Below are 20,971 nucleotides of genomic sequence, written 5' to 3' on the forward strand. Positions count from 1 at the left end.
GGTGTCAGGCGGAAAAACCGCCACCGGAGGTCGAGGCCGGATTTCTCCCGGCGCCAAACCCATCACCCGTGTGTGGAATGGCCGCGCATATAGACGCAATGCGCGGCGGTTGCAAGTCGCCTCACTCGGCGCAGTCGGCGGGCGCGTCGAAGAGTTCGAGATTGACCAGTCGCCCGGTGATGGCGAAATCGCCATAATCCATGGTCAGGTCACGCGTGACCCCGTTCTCGTAGAGCTTCATGGATATGCGATAGGTCGGCGTTTCTTCGCCGGAAACGTCGGTCAGGTCGAAATAGGCGATGTCGACCGGCCAGAACTCCTCGTCCGCAATCCGCGCGAGGGCGCTCGCCTCCGCGTCGCCCTCTTCCAGCCCGGTCTTCTGACCGAGGATGACAGTGGTCGTCATCAGCTTGTCGCCGTCTTCCGAACCGTCATAGATCGTCGTTTCGTAGAAATTCTCGCCCGCATTGGCCTTTTCGAGCACTTCGAGAAGGTGGTGGGTCGGGAATTGCGACGTCTCCAGCAAATATTCCTGCGGCTCCGGCATCTCGATCGAGACATCCGTTCCCGCGTCCGTCATCTCGGCGGAACCGCGCGTTTCCTTGTCGAGGCTCTGGTCGACGAAGGATCGCGTGACGAACGAGAATTCCGAGCCGTCGCCGGCCTCGAAGGTCGTTGTCTGCTGGTCGGTCAGGCGCGTCGTCTCGTTCGCCTCGATCTGGGTGACGAACCGGAACGTCACCGTATAGCCCTCGCAGGGCGAGCCGTTGAATTCGTAGACCATGCGGCCCGAAAGCCCGGTGATTCCCGAACTGTCCGTTGCATCGTCGAGGCCCAGGTCATACACCGCACGGTGCGGGAGGAGCGGCGCGGCCGATGCCTGGCCTTGCAGGAACGGCGCGGCGACTGTCGCCAGGAGCGCAAGGCGTGGCAGGGACATCCGGTTCTCCCGATTGGGTGCTGGGCAGGTTCGGCCGGCACCTGAATGCGTTTTCGTGGCAGAAGCGAGGCGATTCAGCCGCCGCCTGCCTTTCGACAAGGATCACAGGATGACCGACACAATCAATAGCCGCCTGGAGAAGCTTGGCATCGCCCTGCCCGCTCCCGCCGCCCCCGCTGCCAACTACCTGCCCTTTGTGGTCAGCGGCGACCTGCTCTTCACGTCGGGCCAGCTCCCGTTCGAAAACGGCAAGCTCGCGGCCACCGGCCGCCTCGGCCGCGAGGTCGAGATTGCAGCCGGACAGGGTGCCGCACGTCATTGCGCCATCAACGTCCTGGCGCAGGCCAAAGCCGCCCTCGGCGACCTCGAGCGCATCGCTCGGCTGGTCAAGATCACGGTCTTCGTCGCCTCTGATCCCGACTTCACCGCACACCACCTCGTCGCAAACGGCGCGTCCGATCTTTTCGCCGAAGTCCTGGGTGAAGTCGGTCGTCACGCCCGCGCCGCCGTCGGCGTCGCCCGACTGCCGCTCGATGCGGCGGTCGAGGTCGAGGCGGTCTTCGAGATCGCGAAGGGCTGACCCCGCATGGCCGACATTTCCTGGCTTACCGCCCGCCCCATCGCTCATCGCGGCTTCCATGATCTGAACAAGACGCTCTGGGAGAATACGCTTTCGGCCTTCCAGGCCGCCATTGACCGCAACTATGCGATCGAGTGCGATGTCCACCTGTCGTCCGACGGCATTCCGATCGTCTTTCACGATCATGAACTGAAGCGCCTGACCGGCACCGAGGGCCATGTCCTCGACCGGACCGCGCGCGAAATGGCGGATCTGCGCATCGGCGGTACCGGCGATCACGCCCCGACGCTCCAGGAACTGCTCGAGCTCGTCGCCGGCCAGGTGCCGCTGGTCATCGAGCTCAAGGGCACTGAAGGCCGCGACGATGGCCTCGCGGCCGCAGTCCTTTCGCTTGTCAAGGCCTATGACGGCAAGGCGGCAGTCATGTCCTTCGACCACTGGCTCATTCGCCAGCTCGTCGCGGATGCGGGCGACGTTCCGGTGGGCCTTACCGCGCACGGCAACAAGCCCGAGGAGCTCGAGGCGCATTTCTCGATGCTGGCACATCCGATCGACTTCGTCTCGTTCGGCGTCCACGACCTGCCGAGCGCCTTCGTCGCCTTCGTGCGTGAAAAGCTCGCTTTGCCCGTCATCACCTGGACGGTTCGCGACAAGAAGTCCGAGGAACTGACGGCGGCACACGCCGATCAGATGACCTTCGAAGGCTTCGATCCGGACGGACGCGGCCCGATCTGATCTACCGGCCTTGCAACCTTCATCCCGGCTCGTATGTAGGAGTGAATGAGCGGGTCGGGATGTCTTGTCTATGAGTGAGCGTGAAGCCGGGTTCGTCCTCCGCGTCGTGGACGCGATGACGAGCATCGCGGCGGCAGACTGGTCGAAGCTGGCCGGCGCCGCGCGCAGCAGTGCCGAGCCGTACAATCCCTTCCTGTCGCACGCCTTCCTCTCCGCGCTCGAGGACTCCGGAAGCGTCGGGGCTCGCGCCGGCTGGCTGCCGCACCATCTTGCGCTCGAAACCGCGGACGGCGCCCTTATCGGCGCGATCCCCTGCTACTTGAAGTCCCACAGCCAGGGCGAATATGTCTTCGACCATGGCTGGGCCGATGCGTTCGAGCGTGCCGGCGGCCGCTATTATCCCAAGCTCCAGGTCGCGATCCCGTTCACGCCGGCCACCGGCCCTCGCCTGCTGGTCGATGCCGGGCTCGATCCCGATCCCGTCCGCCTCGCGCTCGGCGAGGGCTTGAAGACGCTTAGTGAGCGGCTCGGCACGTCCTCGGTGCATGTCACCTTCGCACCGCAGGACGAAGCGGCGGCGTTGGAAGACCTCGGCTACCTGCATCGCACCGACACCCAGTTTCATTTCGTCAACGAAGGCTACACATCCTATGACGAATTCCTTGAAACACTCGCCTCGCGCAAGCGCAAGGCGCTGCGCAAGGAGCGGCGAGAGGCGCTGGCCGAAGGCATCGAGATCGACTGGCTGACGGGACGCGATCTCACCGAAGCGGTATGGGACGACTTCTTCCGCTTCTACATGGATACGGGCAGCCGCAAATGGGGACGTCCCTATCTCAACCGGCAGTTCTTCTCGCTGATCGGCGAGCGGATGGCCGACGACATCCTGCTGGTCATGGCGAAGCGCGATGGTCGCTACATCGCCGGCGCGATCAACTTCATCGGTGAAGAGCGGCTTTTCGGTCGCAACTGGGGCTGTATCGAGCACCACCCCTATCTCCATTTCGAGGTCTGCTACCACCAGGCCATCGACTTCGCCATCGCGCGCAAGCTGAAGGTCGTCGAGGCGGGCGCACAGGGCGAGCACAAGCTGGCGCGGGGCTATCTACCCGTCACGACCCACTCGGCGCACTGGATCTCCCATCCCGGCCTGCGCAACGCGGTCGCCGACTATCTGGAGCGCGAGCGCGAAGACGTCGCGGAAGTGGGTGAATACCTGACCGAGCGGGCCCCGTTTCGCAAAGGCTGAGTGAAGACTGGAGTGTTTCGCGACCGTCTACCTGTCAACGCCACCGCTGACGGTTGCACTTCCCTCGCCCCATTCTCTATTCACTACACACAACCACCAGGGAGCCAATGATGAAGCCAGAATACGACGACACCAACATCTTCGCGAAAATTCTGCGGGGCGAACTCCCGGCCCAGAAACTATATGAGGATGACGCGACTTTTGCCTTCCTGGACATCATGCCGCGCGGAGCCGGGCATTGCCTCGTCATCCCCAAGGCGCCGTCCCGCAACATTCTCGACGTCTCACCCGAGAGCCTGTCGGCGGTCATGTCGACGGTCCAGAAGTTGTCGCGTGCAGTGGTCAAGGCGTTCGATGCCGACGGCGTGACGGTTCAGCAATTCAACGAACCCGCAGGCGGACAGGTCGTCTTCCATCTCCATTTTCACGTCATCCCGCGCTTCGATGGCGTGACGCTGAAGCCGCATTCGGGGGAGATGGAAAAGCCTGACGTCCTCGCCGCCAACGCAGAGCGGATCAGGGCTGCACTGGCTCGATAGAAATCTGCGGGATGGAAACGGCGTTGGCGCCATTTCGCGCCAGCAGTCCGGCGGCCTTCCAGATGAGGGTGACGGCCACGAGCGACGCGTAGGCGTCGATCGCATAGTGCCAGCCCAGATGCACCGAACCGATGAAGATGACGACGGCGAACACGGCGGCCAGATAGCCGAGGCGGCGATCCAGACGCCGTGCCGCCAGATACAAGAGAATGCAGATTGCATTGTGCAGCGATGGCATGGCGGAAATGCCTGAGATGATTGCGAGTTCGCGGTTCTGGTAGTTGCTCCAGAGTTCGTTTTTGACGACCATCGTGCTCAGGCCATACACCTCATCGACATGGACGAGCCGGCGCATCAAATCGGTAAATGTTGATGGTCCGCCCGCGAGATCGTCATAGAAGATTGGACCGACTGACGCGAATGCAGTTGCGGCGACGATCCCCAGCAACGTCCATATCATCGCGAATGCGATAAGATACTGCCGACGCAGGACGGAGTCTGGGGCGGCCCAGATGAAATAGCCAGTAGCCGTATAGAAGATCAGGAACCAGGCATAGTACGTGTAATCTATGACTTTGGTGATGACTCCGTATCCCAGAACTGCATCCAGGATACGCCAGGGATCATTATTGAAATGAAGAATCCGGTCAATCTCGGCAAAGAGCGCGTCGAACTCATAGGGGTTGAACTGCGGGATGCTCGCCTTGAAATGGGCAAAGCTGTTCATCACCAGGGACAGGGCCAACATGGCGCAGATTGCAGGGATTATGCGACCGGGCGCGCTGAACGTTCGCCACTGCGCGGTAGCAGCTTTGGCAAGTGACCCTTCTCTCGGCATCGACATCGCAATTGCCAGCAGAAGGATGAGGATCGATGCCACGACGAAGCTGAATACAGTCGCAAACATCGTTGACGAGGCGACACTCCAGACATTGTCCAGCAGGGCCAATCTGAAAGCCACGGCAGCAACAGCAATCGAGAACAAGACCTTGTCCCCCGCCACCGTTCGCTTCAGCGCAAGCGCAGTCGCGCCGACGGCCGATTCCTCTTCGTTTGCAACACGTCGCCCCGTGATCACAGAAGCTGCTCGAGCGAACCACCGTCAGCCGGCACTGTCGCCTGTCGGGACCGCGGCTGCAGCGCAAACCAGACCATGAGCGCCACAGCTACTCCGCCGAATGCATCGGCCAGGTGATGGCCGCCATCGATCGGCGTCGTCAGGATGATCAGCACATTGACGACGAGCACGGGCCAGCGGAGATAGCGCAGCGGCCAGCAGGCAAGGATCAGGAGAACGGAAAGCGTGCAGTGATAGGACGGAAAGGCGATTAGGCCGCGCGGGTTGTCGAGCGAGATGAGCCTTTCGGCCCCGCTCCGCAGATCGAAAAACGTCTGCTTGTAGGCCAGGTCGACAACGGGCGCGTTCGCGCCGAAGAATTCGGGCGCCGGCGCAATGGTTGCCAGCGCACCGCCGGCCGGCAGCAGGCCCGAGATGACGATGCACGCGAGCGCGCTGAGCGCGACGGCCGAGACGAACCGGCCAGCAGATTTCAGCGGCCCCGTCAGCCCCAGCATGAGAACGGCAAGCGCGACCTGGCTCAATGTCGTCACATAAAGCAGGCTTGAAACGGTACCGATAGCGGGTCGAGCGTTGACAAATCCTACATAGGCTTCCCAGTCGAACCCGATCATCCGGTCGAAGGCCATGAGATGACCGTCGATCAGCGGCAGGTTCAGCGAGGTCACGAGATAGCTCGTCACCGCTGCATTGGCGGAGAAGGTCAAGAGAAAGGCGGTCTCGACACAGAGGATTTCGAAGCGCGCATTAGGCCGCTTGTAGCGGTAGAAAGTGGCTACCAGCGCGAGCACGGCGGTCATGCCGATGAGATTGGCCAGGCTCGGATAGTCGAAACGAAAATCGGTCGCCGCAATCCAGATCGCGTTGAGAAGCGTGAGGGACAAGATGCCCGCGGCCTTCCACGGCCAGCTCGACCTGTAGCTTTTATCGTCCGTGACCATGGCGCTCGACTGCTCCTTGTTGCAGCCATTCTCGCCAAGTCCGGTTAAGCCGCGATGAATCCGCCTATGCCCAGCCCGCAGCGAGGATCATCCCAGCGATCAGCACCGCCTCCGTCACGAAAATCCCGACCAGAATCCGCTTGCCGAACCAGAGGAAGGCGGCGAAGCCGACGATTGCCGAAAAGACCCGCAGTTCCAGAGTCGTGTCGGCAAGCGGCCCGTTGGGGTTGATGATCAGGTTGGAGATGACGGCGGCGACGAGCGCGGTGGCGACGCAGCGCACGAAGACGAGCGCGTCGGATTCCTCGGAAATGCGCCCGCCGAGATAGACGCCGAGAAACCGCCAGCTATCCGTTGCCAGCCATCCCGCGACGAGGATGAAGACGTAGGGCCACCACCAGGCGTCGAGCGCATCGAAGGTCATGTCGTCTTCCTGCGCTTCATCACGACATGGAAGAGATAGGCGAGAAGTCCACCGACGAGGCCGGTGGCCAGAAGGCTGAAGTCGGGAACGAGCACGTAGAAGAGCGGCCCGAGAACCAATCCAAGCACCATCGCGACATGCCCTGCCCGCTCGCGCGCCGAGACCCAGAGCGACGTCAGGAAGTAGATCGGCGTCAGCATGAAGAGCGCGGCCGAAATCATGGGCGGCAGGTTCTGCGCCAGCATGTAGACCAGCGCGACGACGATCATGTTGAGCACGACCAGCGACGAACCGACGCCGCCATACCAGGTCGTGCGGAACGCGCGCGGCACGTGCCGCACCTGTTCGAGCGCGATCACCCAGGAGGTCACGGCGACGAAATGCGACAGGAGATAGAGAACCCACGGCCGCGTGCGCGGTCCGCGCAGTTCGGGGACCAGCACCACGACCATCGGCGCAAGACGCACCGACGACAGCGCCACCGCGAAGGCGGCGCCCGCAATGCCATTGCCCGCCAGCACAGCGCCGATCAGCACCACCTTGGCCGGCAGCGCCCACACGATGCCCGTCATGAATACGGTCTGCGCCAGCGTGAAGCCTGCCTCCAGGGCCAGCGCGGCAAATCCAACGAAGCTGCTCGCCAGGATCAGCGCCGGCACCGACATCGAAGCGCGGCATCCGCGCGCGAACCACTTCAGCCGCGTGGAGAAGTCAGGATCGGGCGCATCGATATGTGATTCGGCGGGGGTAGACATGTCCGGCCCGGATAGCACAGGGGCCGGAAACTTGCGATGTTAAAAAAGCGGCGCCCGAAGACGCCGCCTTTCGATATCATTGAGCAGGTTCAGCCCTTGCGAGGCAGTTGCGGCACGCTCGCGCGCTTGCCTCCCGCCTTGTCCGGTCCGCCATCGGCGCCGACCGCCGCCTTGGCCTTGCGGGGTGTGGCCTTCTTCGGCTTGGGCGCGGGCTCCGGCGCTTCCTTCTTCGGCTTCACAGGCGCGTCATCGGCAAGGCTCTCAAGGACGATGCCCTTGGACCCGTCTTCCTTTGCCTCGACCAGAACGCGCACCGTGCCGCCCTTCTTGAGCTTGCCGAACAGCACTTCCTCGGCCAGCGGCTTCTTGATGTGCTCCTGGATGACACGGCCGAGCGGCCGTGCGCCCATGCGCTCGTCATAGCCCTTGTCGGCCAGCCATTCGATCGCTTCCGGCGTCAGTTCGAAGGTCACCCGACGCTCGGCAAGCTGCGCCTCGAGTTGCATGACGAACTTCTGCACCACCTGGTGGATCACCGGGATCGGCAGCGAGCCGAACGGGATGATCGCGTCGAGACGGTTGCGGAACTCGGGCGAGAACAGGCGGTTAATCGCCTCCATGTCGTCGCCCTCGCGCTTGGTCGAGCCGAAGCCGATCGCCGGCTTCGCCATGTCCGAGGCGCCCGCATTGGTCGTCATGATCAAGATCACATTGCGGAAGTCGATCTTCTTGCCGTTGTGGTCCGTGAGCGAGCCGTGGTCCATGACCTGCAACAGGATGTTGAACAGGTCCGGATGCGCCTTCTCGATCTCGTCGAGCAGCAGCACGCAATGCGGATGCTGGTCGACGCCATCGGTGAGCAGGCCGCCCTGGTCGAAGCCGACATAGCCGGGAGGCGCGCCGATCAGCCGCGAGACTGTGTGCCGCTCCATATATTCCGACATGTCGAAGCGCAAGAGCTCGACCCCGAGCGAGGCCGCGAGCTGCTTGGCCACTTCCGTCTTGCCGACGCCCGTCGGGCCCGAGAAGAGGTAGGAGCCGATCGGCTTGTCGGGTTCGCGAAGGCCCGCCCGCGCCAGCTTGATCGACGATGACAGTGCGGTGATGGCGGTGTCCTGTCCGTAGACCACGCGCTTCAGCTCGTCCTCGAGCGTGGCGAGCACCTTCTCGTCGTCGGCCGAGACCGTCTTCGGCGGAATCCGCGCCATGGTCGCGATCGTCTGCTCGATCTCCCGAACGCTGATCGTCTTCTTGCGCTTGTTCTCCGGCAACAGCATCTGCGACGCGCCGGTTTCGTCGACCACGTCGATCGCCTTGTCCGGCAGCTTACGGTCGGAGATGTAGCGCGCGGAAAGCTCCACCGCGGCCTTGATCGCCTCGTTGGTATACTTGACCTTGTGGAAGTCCTCGAAATAGGGCTTCAGTCCCTTCATAATCGAGATCGCATCCTCGATGGTCGGTTCCTTGACGTCTATCTTCTGGAAGCGCCGCACCAGCGCGCGGTCCTTCTCGAAGAACTGGCGGAACTCCTTGTAGGTGGTCGAGCCGATGCAGCGGATCGCACCCGAGGAGAGCGCCGGCTTCAGAAGGTTCGATGCGTCCATCGCACCGCCCGAGGTCGCGCCTGCGCCGATCACCGTGTGGATTTCGTCGATGAACAGCACCGCGCCCGGATAATCTTCGAGTTCCTTGACGACCTGCTTCAGCCGCTCCTCGAAATCGCCGCGATAGCGCGTTCCCGCCAAGAGCGAGCCCATGTCGAGCGAGAAGATCGTCGCGTCGAGCAGAACTTCGGGCACGTCCCCTTCGACGATACGCTTGGCGAGGCCTTCGGCGATCGCCGTCTTGCCGACGCCGGGATCACCGACATAGAGCGGATTGTTCTTCGAGCGCCGGCACAGCACCTGGATCGTGCGGTTGATCTCTTCCGAGCGGCCGATCAGCGGGTCGATCTTGCCCGTCTTCGCCTTCTCGTTGAGATTGACGCAATAAGCAGTCAGCGCGTCCTGCTGCTGCTTCTTCTTGGTGCCGTCCTCGTTCTCGGAAGCGGGGCTTGCAGCTTCTTCTTCCGCCCCGCGCGGCGTGCGCGCTTCCGCGCCGCCCGGCCGCTTGGCGATGCCGTGGCTGATATAGTTGACCGCATCGTAGCGGGTCATCTGCTGCTCCTGCAGGAAATAAGCCGCATGGCTTTCCCGCTCGGCGAAGATGGCGACGAGCACGTTCGCACCCGAAACCTCCTCGCGGCCCGACGACTGGACGTGGATCACAGCGCGCTGGATCACGCGCTGGAAGCCTGCTGTCGGCTTGGAATCTTCGTCGTAGCCGGTGACCAGATTGTCGAGTTCGGTGTCGATATAGGTCAGAACAGTCTGCTTGAGCTCGTCGACATTGACGTTGCATGCGCGCATCACGGCGGATGCGTCGCCATCGTCGATCAGCGCCAGCAAGAGATGCTCGAGCGTTGCATATTCATGATGCCGTTCGTTGGCGAAAGTCAGCGCCTGGTGCAGCGCGCGCTCGAGGCCTTGGGAGAATGCCGGCATTCAGTACCTCATTTCTTTTCCATCACGCATTGCAGCGGATGCTGGTGTTGGCGAGCGAAATCCATGACCTGGGTCACCTTTGTCTCGGCCACCTCGAAGGTGTAGACGCCGCATTCGCCGACACCGTGATTATGGACGTGGAGCATGATGCGGGTCGCTGCTTCGCGATCCTTCTGGAAGAAGCGTTCGAGAACGTGCACGACGAATTCCATCGGCGTGTAGTCATCATTGAGAATCAGAACACGGTAGAGACTCGGCTTCTTGGTTTTGGCCTTCGTGCGGGTGATGACCGCCGTGCCCCGTCCGGGGCCGCCATTGCCGTTTTCACCCGCTTGAGCCTTGGGTGCACGCTTGCCTGAACCTATGCTCGTCACTCGCCTTTCCAATCTTACCACTCCCGCCTCGGAAGCGTCATGTAGGTGTTTCGCCCTTGATTGTAAGCCCTGTGTCGATGGTGACAATACGGCCGGGCTTCACGTCGACGACAATATTTTCGGCGCACCTGCAAGACCATGAAAAAGGCCGCGCAATCGCGCGGCCCAAGTCACGTCGTAAGGTCTCGGCGGCTGTCACCGTACCTTGGCGCCCAGCATCTCGAAGGGCTTGTAGACCTCCTTCGCCATGTCGGCGTAAAGCTCGCTCATGCGCGTCGCCTGACCGATGAAGCCTTCATAGGCCTGCCGCGCGAAATCCATCTGGACTTCCACCGCCTTGTCCGGCGATTTCGCCTGGACCAGCTTTTCCAGCGCTGATCCCGACTGCTCGAACGCCTTGCGCGAATATTCGGTCGCCTCGACAGCGATCGCCTGCATGTTCTTCGACACCGAAGCGAAGCTCTTCAGCCCGGTATCCGTCATTTCCTTGCCGAGTTTGCCGGCATCTTCGAAGGACTGCATCATCAGCCAAAACCTCATGGGAGCTTGGGAAAGGCGCAGGAATGCTGCGGTGCGCAAACTCTATCCCGCGTCGCAACACCCGTCAATTGCGGCAGCGCTCCTGCCAAAGCTCGAATTTCGCCGACTTCATGAACGAACCGGTTACCATAAACGGATCGGTAACTTCCGACGGCTAGGTTTGAACGATGTAAAACCTCGCCAGAATGCGACCACCAAAATCTGTATGGGTGTAGTTGTGCGTCAGACGTTCGCCGGATTTCTTCCGCGTCACCAGGCCATCTTCAAGGTCCTGCTTTCCTTCCTCACCGCCCTCGCGCTGATTGCCGGCGCAGCCGGTCACGCGTCGGCCAATCCGCGCTACGCGGCCTACGTCATGGACGCCAAGACAGGTCAGGTGCTGTTCAATCGCTATGGCGACGAGCAGCGCTTCCCCGCCTCGCTCACCAAGATGATGACGCTCTACATGCTGTTCGAGCAGATGGAATCGGGCCGCGTCGCCAAGTCGACCCCGATCCCGATCAGCGCCAAGGCTGCCGCCGAGCCGCCGACAAAGATCGGCCTGCGTGCCGGCTCCACCATCACGGCCGAGAACGCGATCTATTCGCTCGTCACCCGCTCTGCAAACGACATCGCGACCGCGATCGGCGAATTCGTCGGTGGTTCGGAGCAGAACTTCGCAAGGCTCATGACGACCAAGGCGCGCCAGCTCGGCATGAACTCGACGACCTTCCAGAACGCGCATGGTCTGCCCAACAACAAGCAGGTGACGAGCGCGCGGGATATGGCCATTCTGGGCATCGCACTTCGCGAGCACTTCCCGCAGTACTACTCCTATTTCAGCACCCGGGAGTTCAAACTCGGAAAGCAGCGCTTTGGCAACCACAACCGCGTTCTCGGCCGCGTCCGCGGCGCAGACGGCATCAAGACGGGCTATATCCGCGCATCGGGTTTCAACCTGGTCTCGTCGGTGCAAGATGACGGCCGCTCGATCGTCGCCGTGGTCATGGGCGGCCAGTCCGGCCGTTCGCGTGACGACCACATGGTTGAGCTGATCCGTCAGTACCTGCCCAAGGCTTCGCGCGGAAATAAGCAACTGCTCGTCGCACGCGGCCCGCTTAGCCAGACAGTCGCCGTTGCCGCCACCGCCAATGTCCTGCCGACAAAGATTCCCGTGCCGCAATTCCGCCCCGCAGAGGAGGCCGGCGCCGCCCAGATGGAACTGGCGCTCACCTCGACGGCGGCAGCTCGGCCGGCGGCGCAGGCGCCCGCCATCGCACCCGCTCCGTCGGCGCCTCTTGGCAACGACGACGCCTCGAACCGCATCCAGATGGCCTTTGGGGGCGCACTCCCGACGGCACGTCCGACCCCGCCTGCCCCAGTCCCCTCGCAAGCTGTTCCCGCTGCGCTTCACGCGGCCAAGGAACGCGCCGCTTCCGCTGACGTCGACCCGGTCCAGACCTCCTCGACGCAGCCGGCCGGCTGGGTCATCCAGGTTGCATCCATGCCGTCTGAGAGCGAGGCCAAGTCCTTCCTGGCCAGCGCCAAGTCCCGCGCTTCCAACGTGCTCGGCGGCGCAGAGCCATTCACCGAAACGTTCCAGCACAACGGCCAGACGTACTATCGCGCACGCTTCGCTGGCTTTGGCGGCAAGGATGCGGCCTGGTCCGCCTGCGGCTCGCTGAAGAGCTACGGCATCGCCTGCTACGCCGTCCAGATGTAAAGTTCCCGTTCTCCGGGAGAGTATCGTGTCGAAGGAGAATCAACCGTGACCGGACAACAGAACGTCCTTGGCTTCATTGATCCGCGCCGCCAGGAAGGAGCTGCCGCCGAGGTCCGGGTGCAGTCTCTGCATCAGGCGCCGATGCGCCTTGCGGATATCCGCCGCGCTAGCACCCGCTTCAAGACCAAGGACCTGGTAAGCCTCTTGCTTGCTCATGGGGCCAGAAGCTGGCGCGCGAGCTTCCCCGCCGCCGACATCCGCCTGCGCGTGGTCGCGCCAGAGGGGAAGGCGGCTGTCAAGATACGTCTCAAGTAGCTGACGGCTTTCCGGGTCGTCGCCAAGCTCGGCGAGCAGTTCGTAGAGTTCCAGTTCGCTCAGATCTCCGAGCGGCTTGCCATCGAACGGCCCCGCCAGCACCACGCCATCGAGGCCGCCGGTGTCGTGGTCGAGTTCCATCTCCAGCGCGGCCGTTCGCACATGGGAACGCTTGCCTGGGGTCGGTTTCGAGCGCCGGTGCATCTTTCCAGCGCCATACCAGGCCAGCGCGCCAGACAGCGCCATGCCGCCGATCCCCGCCCGACCGATCAGGATCAGGCCGGCACCGACGATGGCGAGCGCGATCGGGCCGATCAGCCTAAGGCTCGATGCGATTTTCGCGGCGTCCGCCTTCAACAGCACGAAGATCAGGAAGAGCGCGAGCGCCGAGGCGCCGATCACGTAGATCATTTGTCGTGCCTGCCGCGCATGTGTTCGATCAGCAGCCGGTCCTCGCCGCGCCCCCTCGCCTCCAGCGCCGCATGGCCGCCAGTGGCATAGACCGCGATGGCGGACAGCAGCTTGGCCAGCGTGGCCGCTGAATTCCGGTCGAAACGGAACCAGGCGCCGCGCGTCAGCCGCGCGATCTCCTTGAAGGCCCGCTCGGCCAAGGGGTCATGGCCCTCCTGGAACAGGAAGACTGGAACGCCTTTGAGCCCGAGCCGTCCCGCCTTGTCGGCGAGTTCGTCGATTCCCTCTTCCATCGCATCGCCGATATAGACGAGCGCGTTCACCTTGTGCGCTTCGCTCTCCGAGATCGCATGCGAAAGCACCTTGCCGATCTGTGTATGCCCGCCGCGACAGTCGATCTTGACCATGAGATCCTTGAGCTTGCCGGTGTCCGCGACGAATTTGGACGAGCGACATTCGCCGAAGCCACGGAAATAGACGAGCTGGACCTCGAGCCGGCCGGTCTTGCCGACGGCGTCGAACATCTCGGCCTGCAGCGTACAGGCAAGGTCCCAGGTCGGCTGGCGGCTCATCGTGGCGTCGAGCGCCAGGATCAGCCGTCCCTTCTGCGCGCCCGGCGCATGCCCGGCGCTCAGCGTCCGCGCCTGCTTCAAGAAGGCCGCAACCTCGTTCGGCGCGCTTCTGGGGGTTTTGGTCGGCAAGGGTGCCGGCTTGGCGGGGGTCTTTTCACTCATGACATTGAAAATGAGGTTCTGCGCGCGCCAAGGCAAGACTGCGCGCGATCACAGAAGCCCGAGGTCGGCGAGTTCGCGGCGAAGCTGCGCCGGCATCTCGCGCATGTCGGACCCACCTCCGACATCCTGCGGCGCATCTTCCGTGCGAAGGTAGCGCCAGCCCTGGAACGGTCGTCGCGGTTGCCAGACTGTTGGCGTCAACTGATTGTCGAGGACGAGGTGGCAACGGCCGATTCCATCGCCGTCCGTGAACGGCCTGACGTCGACCAGCTTCTGCCGGCACTGCACTCCGCCCTTGATTACCCAGTAGAGCGACCCCCCGTCGAGCAGTTGCTCGACGCGCTTGGGCACCATCCGGGTCGTGTGGAAATGCTCGACCGGCTGCCCGGAAGCGCGCATCCGCGCTGCCCGCTCGTCGATCCACGATTGCAGGTCCTCGATCGAGTCGCAGCCAACGCAAAGCTTGAGGATGTGAAGTGCCATGGTCTCTAGATAGGCGCTGGCTTCCGCCAACTCAAAGGCGGCATGGCCTGATGTCCACAGAAAGCAGCCTTAGCATTCGACGACGTTGACCGCGAGCCCGCCGAGGCTCGTTTCCTTGTACTTGTCGTTCATGTCGAGCCCGGTCTGGCGCATCGTCTTGATTGCCGCGTCAAGCGGCACGAAATGCTTGCCGTCGCCCTTGATGGCAAGCGAGGCGGCCGTCACGGCCTTTACCGCGCCAAGCGCATTTCGTTCGATGCAAGGCACCTGCACGAGCCCGGCGATCGGATCGCAAGTCATGCCCAGATGATGCTCGAGCGCGATCTCGGCGGCATTTTCGATCTGCTCGGGCGTACCGCCCATCACAGCCGCCAGCCCCGCCGCCGCCATCGCCGACGCCGATCCGACTTCGCCCTGGCAGCCGACTTCGGCGCCGGAGATCGACGCGTTGTGCTTGATGATTCCACCGACCGCAGCCGCCGTCAGCAGGAAATCGCGGATACCGTCAGCGTCGGCTTCGGGGTGGAAATGCAGCCAGTAGCGCATCACCGCCGGCACGACGCCAGCCGCGCCGTTGGTCGGCGCGGTCACGACGCGCCCGCCCCCGGCGTTCTCCTCGTTCACCGCCATCGCGTAGACCGACAGCCAGTCATTGGCGAGCAGCGGGTTTGGCCGGTTCTGTCGCCACTGCTCCTGCAGCGTATCGTGCAGATGGCGCGCACGACGGCGCACCTTCAATCCGCCCGGCATGATCCCGTCCTGGCTAAGGCCGCGCTCGATGCAGCCGCGCATCGCGTCCCAGATCGCGTCGAGGCCGGCATCGAGGTCGGCGCGCGACTGCCGCGTCTCCTCGTTCGCCCGCTTCATCTCCGCGATCGACTTGCCCGACGCCTCCGCCATCGCCAGCATCTCGCGTGCATTGCGAAACGGATGCGGCACCTGCTCCGCCTTGCCTTCCGGCCCCTTGTCCGCAAGACGCTGCAACTCTTCCTCCGAGACGACGAAACCGCCGCCAATCGAATAATAGATGCGCTTCAGGAGCAGCCGGTCGTTGCCGTCATAGGCGCTGAACGCCATGCCATTCGCGTGGCCGGGAAGCGGTTGCTTGCGATCGAGCACCAGATCCGTGGCGGGATCGAACCGATAGGTCGGATGGCCGGGCGGCGTGATGCGCTTCGTGCCGCTCACCTCGGCCACCGCCGCGTCCATCGTGTCCGGGTCCACCGTCTGCGGCAGCGCGCCTGTCAGCCCGAGGATCACCGCCCGGTCCGTGCCATGACCGACGCCCGTAAAGGCCAGCGAGCCGTGCAGGCTGACGGAGAGCCGCGACACCACCGCGCCCTGCGGCTTCGGCCAGTCGCCGCCCTTGAGTTCGTCGAGAAAGCGGCCGGCCGCCGACATCGGACCCATCGTGTGGGAGCTCGACGGACCGATGCCGATCTTGAAGAGGTCGAAGACGGACAGGAACATGGATTCTCCGGCAGACGTTGGCGCAACTCTTCGCCAGCGGCGAGGCCGGCGCAAGGCACGGGCCGACTTTCGCTGATCCGGTTGCGACATCGCAAAGAAAAAGGCTGCGGGGCCCTGGCTCCGCAGCCTGTCGAAATTCGTCGCAAGCTCGCGGCCTGCTGCGCGTTGTCAGCTCGCGGCGATCGTGGCCACGCCTTCAGCGCCTGCACCACCCACCAGCCAGGCCAGGAGAATGATGCCTGCAAAGCCGATCACTGCCTTGGCGGTCACGCCCCAGCAGGATTTCTGAACGCTCTCGTCCATGGAATTCCCGTTTTTGAGATTTTGGTCTGCCATCGCCCCCGAACAACGCAAATGCGTTCCCCTGCTCCAGCAGGCATCTCGGTAGACGTATTCGCGCCGCCTTGCAATGCGAAAAGGCGGCAATTTCATGGCGGAAATTTCATCGCGGATTTCCGATTTCGACAACTTGAGATAAATCATCGAGTTAGCTGCAACGCGGCGTTAGCAATTTCGTAACGCATCTGGCTAAAGGATGACGACCATTCCCCGCTCCCCTGTGCCGGCCCGCGCCAATGATGCTTGAATCGATCCCCCTCGACCCGCTCGACCTCTTCGCGCTCGCCTATTTTCTGGTGGGGTGGATCGTCTTCGCGCAAGCGACGCAAGGCCGGATCTTCTCGCGCCCGACGCTCACCTCCTTGATGAACCGGCAGCGCGAAACCTGGATGCGCACCATGGCCCGGCGCGACCTGCGGATGATCGACACCGGCATCATGATGGGGCTGCAGCAGGGCACGGCCTTCTTCGCATCGAGTTCGCTCCTGGCGCTTGGCGGTTGCTTTGCGCTTCTTGGCTCGACCGATCAGGTCATTGCGGTCCTTGGGGACCTGCCGACGAACGACGACATCGCGCGTCCCGTCTTCGAGGCCAAGGTTTTCGGCCTCACCGGCATCCTCGCCTACGCGTTCTTCAAGTTCGGCTGGGCCTACCGGCTCTTCAACTATTGCTCGATCCTGATCGGCGCTGTGCCGATCGCCAAGGAGGACACAGACGATTCCGAAGTCGAACGCGCCGTCGTCCGGGCCGCCCGCATGAACCAGCTCGGCGGCAAGCACTTCAATGCCGGACTGCGCGCCATTTTCTTTGCGCTCGGCTATCTCGGCTGGTTCGTCGGACCCTGGTTCTTCATCGGAACGACGACCTTCACGCTCTTCGTCCTCGTGCGCCGGCAGTTCTTTTCCGCCGCCCGCGCTGCCGTCATCGACGCCTAGGGCAGCAACCTGTCGGTGCGCCCGGTCAGGCGATAGGCAACGAGCCCGATCCATTCGCGGATGGCGATGGCGGTGTTCTGCAGGCTGTCGATCGCGTTGTCCTGTGCCAGCCCGGGCGTCTCGTCCCCCGCGGTGCGGTAGTCCGCCGGCCAGGGAACGACGTCGAACCCGGCCTTCTCGAACAGGAGGACCGAGCGCGGCATGTGGAATGCGGAGGTGACGAGCAGCCAGGTCTGTCCGTTCTGCGGGCTCACCATGTCCCGCGAGAACCGCGCATTCTCGTCGGTGTTGCGTGAACGGTTCTCGAGCACCAGCCGCCCTTCGTCGATGCCGAGCGCGTTCAAAAGCCGTGGCGCGGTGTCAGCGTCGCCCTCGCCCTCGAGCGCGATCGTTCCAGTCCCGCCCGAAACGACCACCGGGACGTTCGGAAATAGACGAGCGAGCACGGCCGTCTCGACGAACCGATCGCCACTCGAATTCAGTTCATAGCCACCGCGCGCGAGATTGACGGAACCCTCGAACCCGCCGCCGAGCACGATGATACCGTCGATCCGCTCAGACGCCGGATCGGGCCGCGCAAAGCGATCTTCAAGCGGATGCAGCATCAGCGCCCCGATCGACGTCCATGTCGAAAGCGCCAGCACAACAAAAGCGACCGAAAACGCGGCTCCGGCCAGCCGCGTCCATTGCAGGAACAGCAGCACGAGACCGACGAAGAGCAGGATACCGGTCAGGTTCAGGGGATGAGCGAACAGCCAGAATATCTTGGAAAGATAAAAGAACACCGCCCGTCGTCCCGACCTACCACCACTTCGCCGGCTCGAACCGTCCGGCCGCCTGCTCGATCACATGCGCCGTACGGAAAAGGGTTTCTTCCTCGAACGGCCGGCCGATGAGCTGCAAGCCCAGCGGCAAGCCCTTCGAATCCAGCCCCGCCGGCACAGCGATGCCCGGCAGGCCGGCCATGTTCACCGTCACGGTGAAAATGTCGTTCAGATACATCTTCACTGGATCGGCGGCCATGTCCTGATCGGCGATGCCGAAGGCGGCAGAGGGCGTCGCCGGCGTCAGGATCGTGTCGATCCCCGCCGCGAACACGTCCTCGAAGTCCTTCTTGATCAGCGTGCGCACCTTCTGCGCCTGCAGGTAATAGGCATCGTAATAGCCGGCCGAGAGCACGTAGGTGCCGATCATGATGCGCCGCTTCACCTCACGGCCGAAGCCGGCGGCGCGCGTCTGCTCATACATGTCGGCAATGTCCTTGCCGGGCACGCGCAGCCCATATCGCACACCGTCATAGCGCGCGAGATTGGACGAAGCCTCTGCGGGCGCGACGATGTAATAGGCCGGCAGCGCGTATTTCGTGTGCGGCAGCGAGATGTCCACGATCTCGGCGCCGGCATCCTTCAGCCAGGCAATGCCTTTTTGCCAGAGAGTTTCGATCTCGTTCGGCATGCCGTCGACGCGGTATTCCTTCGGGATGCCGATCCGCATGCCCCTGACCGACTGGCCGATGGCGGCCTCATAGTCCGGCACCGGAATGTTGACCGACGTCGTATCCTTCTCGTCCACCGACGCCATCGACTTCAGCATGATCGCTGCGTCGCGCACGTCGCGCGTGATCGGGCCGGCCTGGTCGAGCGAAGAGGCGAATGCGACGACGCCCCAGCGCGAGCAGCGTCCATAGGTCGGCTTGATGCCGACCGTGCCGGTGAACGCCGCCGGCTGGCGGATCGACCCGCCCGTATCCGTGGCGGTGGCGCCGGCGCAAAGCCAGGCCGACACAGCCGACGCCGAACCGCCCGAAGAGCCGCCGGGCACGAGGTCGAGATTGGAGCCCTCGGCGCGCCAGGGGTTCTTCACAGGGCCGTAATGGCTGGTCTCGTTGGACGAGCCCATGGCGAATTCGTCCATGTTGAGCTTGCCCAGCATCACCGCGCCATCAGCCCACAGATTGGCCGTGACGGTCGATTCGTAGCGCGGCTCGAAGCCATCGAGAATGTGGCTTGCCGCCTGCGTGTGGACGCCCTCGGTGCCAAAAAGGTCCTTGATGCCGAGCGGAATGCCTTCGAGGTCCCCGCCATTGCCGCTCGCGAGCTTCGCGTCCGAGGCGCGTGCCATCTCGCGCGCCTTGTCCGGCGTCACCTTCACATAGGCGTTGAGTTCGCCATTGGCGGCGTCGATCGCGTCCAGATAGGCGTCCGTCAGTTCGGCTGAAGTGAATTCCTTGGCACGCAGTTTCGTGCGCGCCTCGGCGATCGTCAGGCGGGTCAAGTCGGTCATGGGGTAAGCTTCTTTTCGTAGAAACGGGAAAAGCCGGAATCGGGGTAGTCGAGGACGGCGCCGCAGACCGTGTAGCCGCCGCGCTCGTAGACGCGCCATGCTTCCTCGAAGCCGGGTGCCTCTCCGGTCTCAAGCACCAGCCGGGCCAGCCCGAGCGCGCGCGCCTCGTCCTCGACGCGGGCAAGAAGCCGCGAGCCGACTCGTTGGCCGCGCACGGCGGGCAGCGTGTACATGCGCTTGACCTCGCCCAGCGACGCGTCATGCGCCTTGAGCGACGCCATGCCGACCGCGCGGCCGGCCTCGTCGCGGGCGACGAAAACGCTCACGCCCGGCGTCGCCATCTGCTCCACCGTCAACTGGAACTGGAACTCGCGCGGCGTCAGCGGCATCATGTAGGCGTTGAGTTCCGCCACCATCTGCCGCACGTCGTCCTGCAGCGGCGTCTCCTGTGCGATGACGACCGACATCCTATTCGATCACCTTCGGCACGAGGAAGAAATTCTCGTCGCTCGCCGGCGCGTTGGCGACGATGTCCGCGGCCTTGCCGCCATCGGTGACGACGTCAGCGCGCTTCTTCATCTCCATCGGCGTCACCGAGGTCATCGGTTCGACGCCCGAAACGTCGACCTCTCCCAGTTGCTCGACGAAGCCGAGGATGGCATTGAGTTCGCCGGTCATCCGCTCGGCTTCCTGATCGGTGACGGCAATGCGCGCAAGATGCGCGACGCGGCGGACGGTGGCGAGATCGACGGACATGGTTGCTCCGCGGCAAGGGGCACAAAGAACGTGAAGCCCGCGCTATAAAGGCGCGGGCTTATGCGTGCAACAAGCCTCTCGCGGCTAGGCGGGAAATTCCCGTCCCCGATCAGACTTCCGTTGCTTCTCCGACGGTCGGCACCAGAACCTTGGCCTTGGTCCCCTTCATCCCCTCGACGAACTTGTCGGCGTTCTGGTCGATGATCGGGAACGTCCCGTAATGGCAGGGAACGACGGTCTCGAAATCGAAGAAGCGCTGGCAGGCCATCGCGGCCACCGCGCCACCCATCGTGAACCGGTCGCCGATCGGCACGAGCCCGACCTTCGGCTGGTGCAGTTCGTTGATCAGCGCCATGTCGCCGAAAATGTCGGTGTCGCCCATATGGTAGAGCGATTCGCCGTTGGCGAAGTGCAGGACGAGCCCGTTGGGATTGCCCAGATAGACGTTGCCGCCGCCTTCCTTGCTGAAGGATGAGGAATGGAGCGCGTTGACGAAGGTGGTCGTGAACCCGCCGCAATCGACAGTGCCGCCGTGATTGCCCGGATTGACCTTGTTCGCATCGGCGCCCTGGCTGACGAGATATTCGTAGATTTCGAAATTGGAGACCAGCATCGCGCCGGTCTTCTTGAGAATCCGCAGCGTGTCGCCAAGGTGATCGTTATGGCCGTGGGTCAGGAGCACATGGGTCACGCCGTCGGCGGCCTCTTCCCAGCCCTTTCCCCAGGACGAATTTCCCGTCAGGAAGGGATCGATCAGGATTTTCGCGTCTCCCGTCTCGATCCTGAACGCCGAATGTCCGTACCATGTGAGTTTCATGTCCCGTCCTCTCTTTGATTGGGTCGCG

General features: G+C 63.3%; 24 protein-coding genes. 6 read left to right on the forward strand and 18 right to left on the reverse strand.

What is annotated here, in order from left to right; genetic code table 11:
• Nucleotides 1-121 precede the first annotated feature (121 nt).
• Nucleotides 122-940 (reverse strand): cell envelope integrity EipB family protein, encoded by an 819-nt coding sequence (locus GTK01_RS02025; protein ID WP_252924176.1) that lies wholly within the window; start codon nt 938-940, stop codon nt 122-124.
• 109 nt (nt 941-1,049) lie between these two features.
• Here GTK01_RS02025 and GTK01_RS02030 point away from each other — a divergent pair, with 109 nt between their 5' ends.
• From GTK01_RS02030 to GTK01_RS02045, 4 genes are all read left to right on the forward strand, one after another.
• The gene (locus GTK01_RS02030; protein ID WP_252924177.1) at nt 1,050-1,520 is read left to right on the forward strand and encodes a RidA family protein; all 471 of its coding nucleotides are present in this window, start codon (nt 1,050-1,052) and stop codon (nt 1,518-1,520) included.
• A gap of 6 nt (nt 1,521-1,526) precedes the next feature.
• Nucleotides 1,527-2,255: a glycerophosphodiester phosphodiesterase gene (locus GTK01_RS02035; protein WP_252924178.1), complete on the forward strand. Its 729-nt coding sequence runs from the start codon at nt 1,527-1,529 to the stop codon at nt 2,253-2,255.
• 115 nt (nt 2,256-2,370) lie between these two features.
• The gene (locus GTK01_RS02040) at nt 2,371-3,504 is read left to right on the forward strand and encodes a GNAT family N-acetyltransferase (RefSeq protein ID WP_252924394.1); all 1,134 of its coding nucleotides are present in this window, start codon (nt 2,371-2,373) and stop codon (nt 3,502-3,504) included.
• Nucleotides 3,505-3,611: 107 nt separating this feature from the next.
• A complete protein-coding gene (locus tag GTK01_RS02045; RefSeq protein WP_252924179.1) occupies nt 3,612-4,043 on the forward strand; it encodes an HIT family protein in 432 nt (143 codons plus the stop codon).
• On the opposite strand, the gene GTK01_RS02050 is transcribed toward GTK01_RS02045, so the two are convergent.
• From GTK01_RS02050 to GTK01_RS02080, 7 genes are all read right to left on the reverse strand, one after another.
• Nucleotides 4,021-5,121 carry a phosphatase PAP2 family protein gene (locus GTK01_RS02050; RefSeq protein ID WP_252924180.1) on the reverse strand — a complete coding sequence of 367 codons (1,101 nt, stop codon included), beginning with the start codon at nt 5,119-5,121 and terminating at the stop codon, nt 4,021-4,023. The two genes, GTK01_RS02045 and GTK01_RS02050, sit on opposite strands and share 23 nt — an antisense overlap.
• Entirely contained in the window at nt 5,118-6,062 is a 945-nt protein-coding gene (locus tag GTK01_RS02055) for a phosphatase PAP2 family protein (protein WP_252924181.1), read from the reverse strand. Before GTK01_RS02055 ends, GTK01_RS02050 begins: the two co-directional genes overlap by 4 nt.
• Nucleotides 6,063-6,126: 64 nt before the next feature.
• Entirely contained in the window at nt 6,127-6,486 is a 360-nt protein-coding gene (locus GTK01_RS02060) for an AzlD domain-containing protein (protein ID WP_252924182.1), read from the reverse strand.
• Nucleotides 6,483-7,241: an AzlC family ABC transporter permease gene (locus GTK01_RS02065; protein ID WP_252924183.1), complete on the reverse strand. Its 759-nt coding sequence runs from the start codon at nt 7,239-7,241 to the stop codon at nt 6,483-6,485. The genes GTK01_RS02060 and GTK01_RS02065 overlap by 4 nt, the downstream gene beginning before the upstream one ends.
• An 89-nt stretch (nt 7,242-7,330) precedes the next feature.
• Nucleotides 7,331-9,784, reverse strand: coding sequence for an ATP-dependent Clp protease ATP-binding subunit ClpA (gene clpA / locus GTK01_RS02070; RefSeq protein ID WP_252924184.1), 2,454 nt, complete (start codon nt 9,782-9,784; stop codon nt 7,331-7,333).
• Between the two features lie 8 nt (nt 9,785-9,792).
• Nucleotides 9,793-10,149, reverse strand: coding sequence for an ATP-dependent Clp protease adapter ClpS (clpS, locus tag GTK01_RS02075; RefSeq protein ID WP_252924395.1), 357 nt, complete (start codon nt 10,147-10,149; stop codon nt 9,793-9,795).
• Nucleotides 10,150-10,353: 204 nt separating this feature from the next.
• The gene (locus tag GTK01_RS02080) at nt 10,354-10,683 is read right to left on the reverse strand and encodes a phasin family protein (RefSeq protein WP_252924185.1); all 330 of its coding nucleotides are present in this window, start codon (nt 10,681-10,683) and stop codon (nt 10,354-10,356) included.
• Nucleotides 10,684-10,915: 232 nt separating this feature from the next.
• Between GTK01_RS02080 and GTK01_RS02085 the strand changes: the two genes are divergently transcribed.
• Entirely contained in the window at nt 10,916-12,400 is a 1,485-nt protein-coding gene (locus tag GTK01_RS02085) for a serine hydrolase (RefSeq protein ID WP_252924186.1), read from the forward strand.
• Nucleotides 12,401-12,439: 39 nt separating this feature from the next.
• Here GTK01_RS02085 and GTK01_RS02090 read toward each other — a convergent pair whose 3' ends face one another.
• From GTK01_RS02090 to GTK01_RS02110, 5 genes are all read right to left on the reverse strand, one after another.
• Nucleotides 12,440-13,126, reverse strand: a complete 687-nt coding sequence (locus GTK01_RS02090; protein ID WP_252924187.1) for a DnaJ domain-containing protein — start codon at nt 13,124-13,126, stop codon at nt 12,440-12,442.
• Entirely contained in the window at nt 13,123-13,860 is a 738-nt protein-coding gene (locus GTK01_RS02095; RefSeq protein WP_252924188.1) for a VWA domain-containing protein, read from the reverse strand. Before GTK01_RS02095 ends, GTK01_RS02090 begins: the two co-directional genes overlap by 4 nt.
• A 48-nt stretch (nt 13,861-13,908) precedes the next feature.
• Nucleotides 13,909-14,343 carry a DUF1489 family protein gene (locus GTK01_RS02100; protein ID WP_252924189.1) on the reverse strand — a complete coding sequence of 145 codons (435 nt, stop codon included), beginning with the start codon at nt 14,341-14,343 and terminating at the stop codon, nt 13,909-13,911.
• A gap of 69 nt (nt 14,344-14,412) precedes the next feature.
• A complete protein-coding gene (locus GTK01_RS02105; RefSeq protein WP_252924190.1) occupies nt 14,413-15,813 on the reverse strand; it encodes an L-serine ammonia-lyase in 1,401 nt (466 codons plus the stop codon).
• A 168-nt stretch (nt 15,814-15,981) separates the two neighbouring features.
• The gene (locus tag GTK01_RS02110; protein WP_252924408.1) at nt 15,982-16,296 is read right to left on the reverse strand and encodes a hypothetical protein; all 315 of its coding nucleotides are present in this window, start codon (nt 16,294-16,296) and stop codon (nt 15,982-15,984) included.
• Between the two features lie 95 nt (nt 16,297-16,391).
• Here GTK01_RS02110 and GTK01_RS02115 point away from each other — a divergent pair, with 95 nt between their 5' ends.
• Nucleotides 16,392-17,087, forward strand: a complete 696-nt coding sequence (locus GTK01_RS02115; RefSeq protein ID WP_252924191.1) for a DUF599 domain-containing protein — start codon at nt 16,392-16,394, stop codon at nt 17,085-17,087.
• On the opposite strand, the gene GTK01_RS02120 is transcribed toward GTK01_RS02115, so the two are convergent.
• The 5 genes from GTK01_RS02120 to GTK01_RS02140 form a co-directional block, all read right to left on the reverse strand.
• A complete protein-coding gene (locus tag GTK01_RS02120; RefSeq protein ID WP_252924192.1) occupies nt 17,084-17,872 on the reverse strand; it encodes an ElyC/SanA/YdcF family protein in 789 nt (262 codons plus the stop codon). The genes GTK01_RS02115 and GTK01_RS02120 overlap by 4 nt on opposite strands.
• Before the next feature lie 16 nt (nt 17,873-17,888).
• On the reverse strand, nt 17,889-19,370 hold the full coding sequence (gatA, locus tag GTK01_RS02125; RefSeq protein WP_252924193.1) for an Asp-tRNA(Asn)/Glu-tRNA(Gln) amidotransferase subunit GatA: 1,482 nt from the start codon (nt 19,368-19,370) through the stop codon (nt 17,889-17,891).
• Nucleotides 19,367-19,837 carry a GNAT family N-acetyltransferase gene (locus tag GTK01_RS02130; protein WP_252924194.1) on the reverse strand — a complete coding sequence of 157 codons (471 nt, stop codon included), beginning with the start codon at nt 19,835-19,837 and terminating at the stop codon, nt 19,367-19,369. Before GTK01_RS02130 ends, gatA begins: the two co-directional genes overlap by 4 nt.
• Nucleotide 19,838: 1 nt before the next feature.
• A complete protein-coding gene (gatC, locus tag GTK01_RS02135; RefSeq protein ID WP_252924195.1) occupies nt 19,839-20,126 on the reverse strand; it encodes an Asp-tRNA(Asn)/Glu-tRNA(Gln) amidotransferase subunit GatC in 288 nt (95 codons plus the stop codon).
• Between the two features lie 109 nt (nt 20,127-20,235).
• A complete protein-coding gene (locus GTK01_RS02140) occupies nt 20,236-20,943 on the reverse strand; it encodes a metal-dependent hydrolase (RefSeq protein WP_252924196.1) in 708 nt (235 codons plus the stop codon).
• Between the last annotated feature and the right edge of the window lie 28 nt (nt 20,944-20,971).

It is taken from the genome of Aliihoeflea sp. 40Bstr573 (assembly GCF_024105655.1).
GTDB lineage: Bacteria > Pseudomonadota > Alphaproteobacteria > Rhizobiales > Rhizobiaceae > Aliihoeflea.

What these genes read in the sequence shown, in the direction of transcription:
- GTK01_RS02110 (WP_252924408.1), bottom strand. Translation starts at nt 16,296, where the DNA reads ATGATTTATCTCAAGTTGTCGAAATCGGAAATCCGCGATGAAATTTCC.
- gatA (WP_252924193.1), bottom strand. Translation starts at nt 19,370, where the DNA reads ATGACCGACTTGACCCGCCTGACGATCGCCGAGGCGCGCACGAAACTG.
- GTK01_RS02045 (WP_252924179.1), top strand. Translation starts at nt 3,612, where the DNA reads ATGATGAAGCCAGAATACGACGACACCAACATCTTCGCGAAAATTCTG.
- GTK01_RS02100 (WP_252924189.1), bottom strand. Translation starts at nt 14,343, where the DNA reads ATGGCACTTCACATCCTCAAGCTTTGCGTTGGCTGCGACTCGATCGAG.
- GTK01_RS02025 (WP_252924176.1), bottom strand. Translation starts at nt 940, where the DNA reads ATGTCCCTGCCACGCCTTGCGCTCCTGGCGACAGTCGCCGCGCCGTTC.
- GTK01_RS02090 (WP_252924187.1), bottom strand. Translation starts at nt 13,126, where the DNA reads ATGATCTACGTGATCGGCGCCTCGGCGCTCGCGCTCTTCCTGATCTTC.
- GTK01_RS02055 (WP_252924181.1), bottom strand. Translation starts at nt 6,062, where the DNA reads ATGGTCACGGACGATAAAAGCTACAGGTCGAGCTGGCCGTGGAAGGCC.
- GTK01_RS02105 (WP_252924190.1), bottom strand. Translation starts at nt 15,813, where the DNA reads ATGTTCCTGTCCGTCTTCGACCTCTTCAAGATCGGCATCGGTCCGTCG.
- GTK01_RS02115 (WP_252924191.1), top strand. Translation starts at nt 16,392, where the DNA reads ATGCTTGAATCGATCCCCCTCGACCCGCTCGACCTCTTCGCGCTCGCC.
- GTK01_RS02140 (WP_252924196.1), bottom strand. Translation starts at nt 20,943, where the DNA reads ATGAAACTCACATGGTACGGACATTCGGCGTTCAGGATCGAGACGGGA.
- gatC (WP_252924195.1), bottom strand. Translation starts at nt 20,126, where the DNA reads ATGTCCGTCGATCTCGCCACCGTCCGCCGCGTCGCGCATCTTGCGCGC.
- GTK01_RS02095 (WP_252924188.1), bottom strand. Translation starts at nt 13,860, where the DNA reads ATGAGTGAAAAGACCCCCGCCAAGCCGGCACCCTTGCCGACCAAAACC.
- GTK01_RS02080 (WP_252924185.1), bottom strand. Translation starts at nt 10,683, where the DNA reads ATGATGCAGTCCTTCGAAGATGCCGGCAAACTCGGCAAGGAAATGACG.
- GTK01_RS02060 (WP_252924182.1), bottom strand. Translation starts at nt 6,486, where the DNA reads ATGACCTTCGATGCGCTCGACGCCTGGTGGTGGCCCTACGTCTTCATC.
- GTK01_RS02130 (WP_252924194.1), bottom strand. Translation starts at nt 19,837, where the DNA reads ATGTCGGTCGTCATCGCACAGGAGACGCCGCTGCAGGACGACGTGCGG.
- clpA (WP_252924184.1), bottom strand. Translation starts at nt 9,784, where the DNA reads ATGCCGGCATTCTCCCAAGGCCTCGAGCGCGCGCTGCACCAGGCGCTG.
- GTK01_RS02065 (WP_252924183.1), bottom strand. Translation starts at nt 7,241, where the DNA reads ATGTCTACCCCCGCCGAATCACATATCGATGCGCCCGATCCTGACTTC.
- GTK01_RS02040 (WP_252924394.1), top strand. Translation starts at nt 2,371, where the DNA reads ATGACGAGCATCGCGGCGGCAGACTGGTCGAAGCTGGCCGGCGCCGCG.
- GTK01_RS02035 (WP_252924178.1), top strand. Translation starts at nt 1,527, where the DNA reads ATGGCCGACATTTCCTGGCTTACCGCCCGCCCCATCGCTCATCGCGGC.
- GTK01_RS02030 (WP_252924177.1), top strand. Translation starts at nt 1,050, where the DNA reads ATGACCGACACAATCAATAGCCGCCTGGAGAAGCTTGGCATCGCCCTG.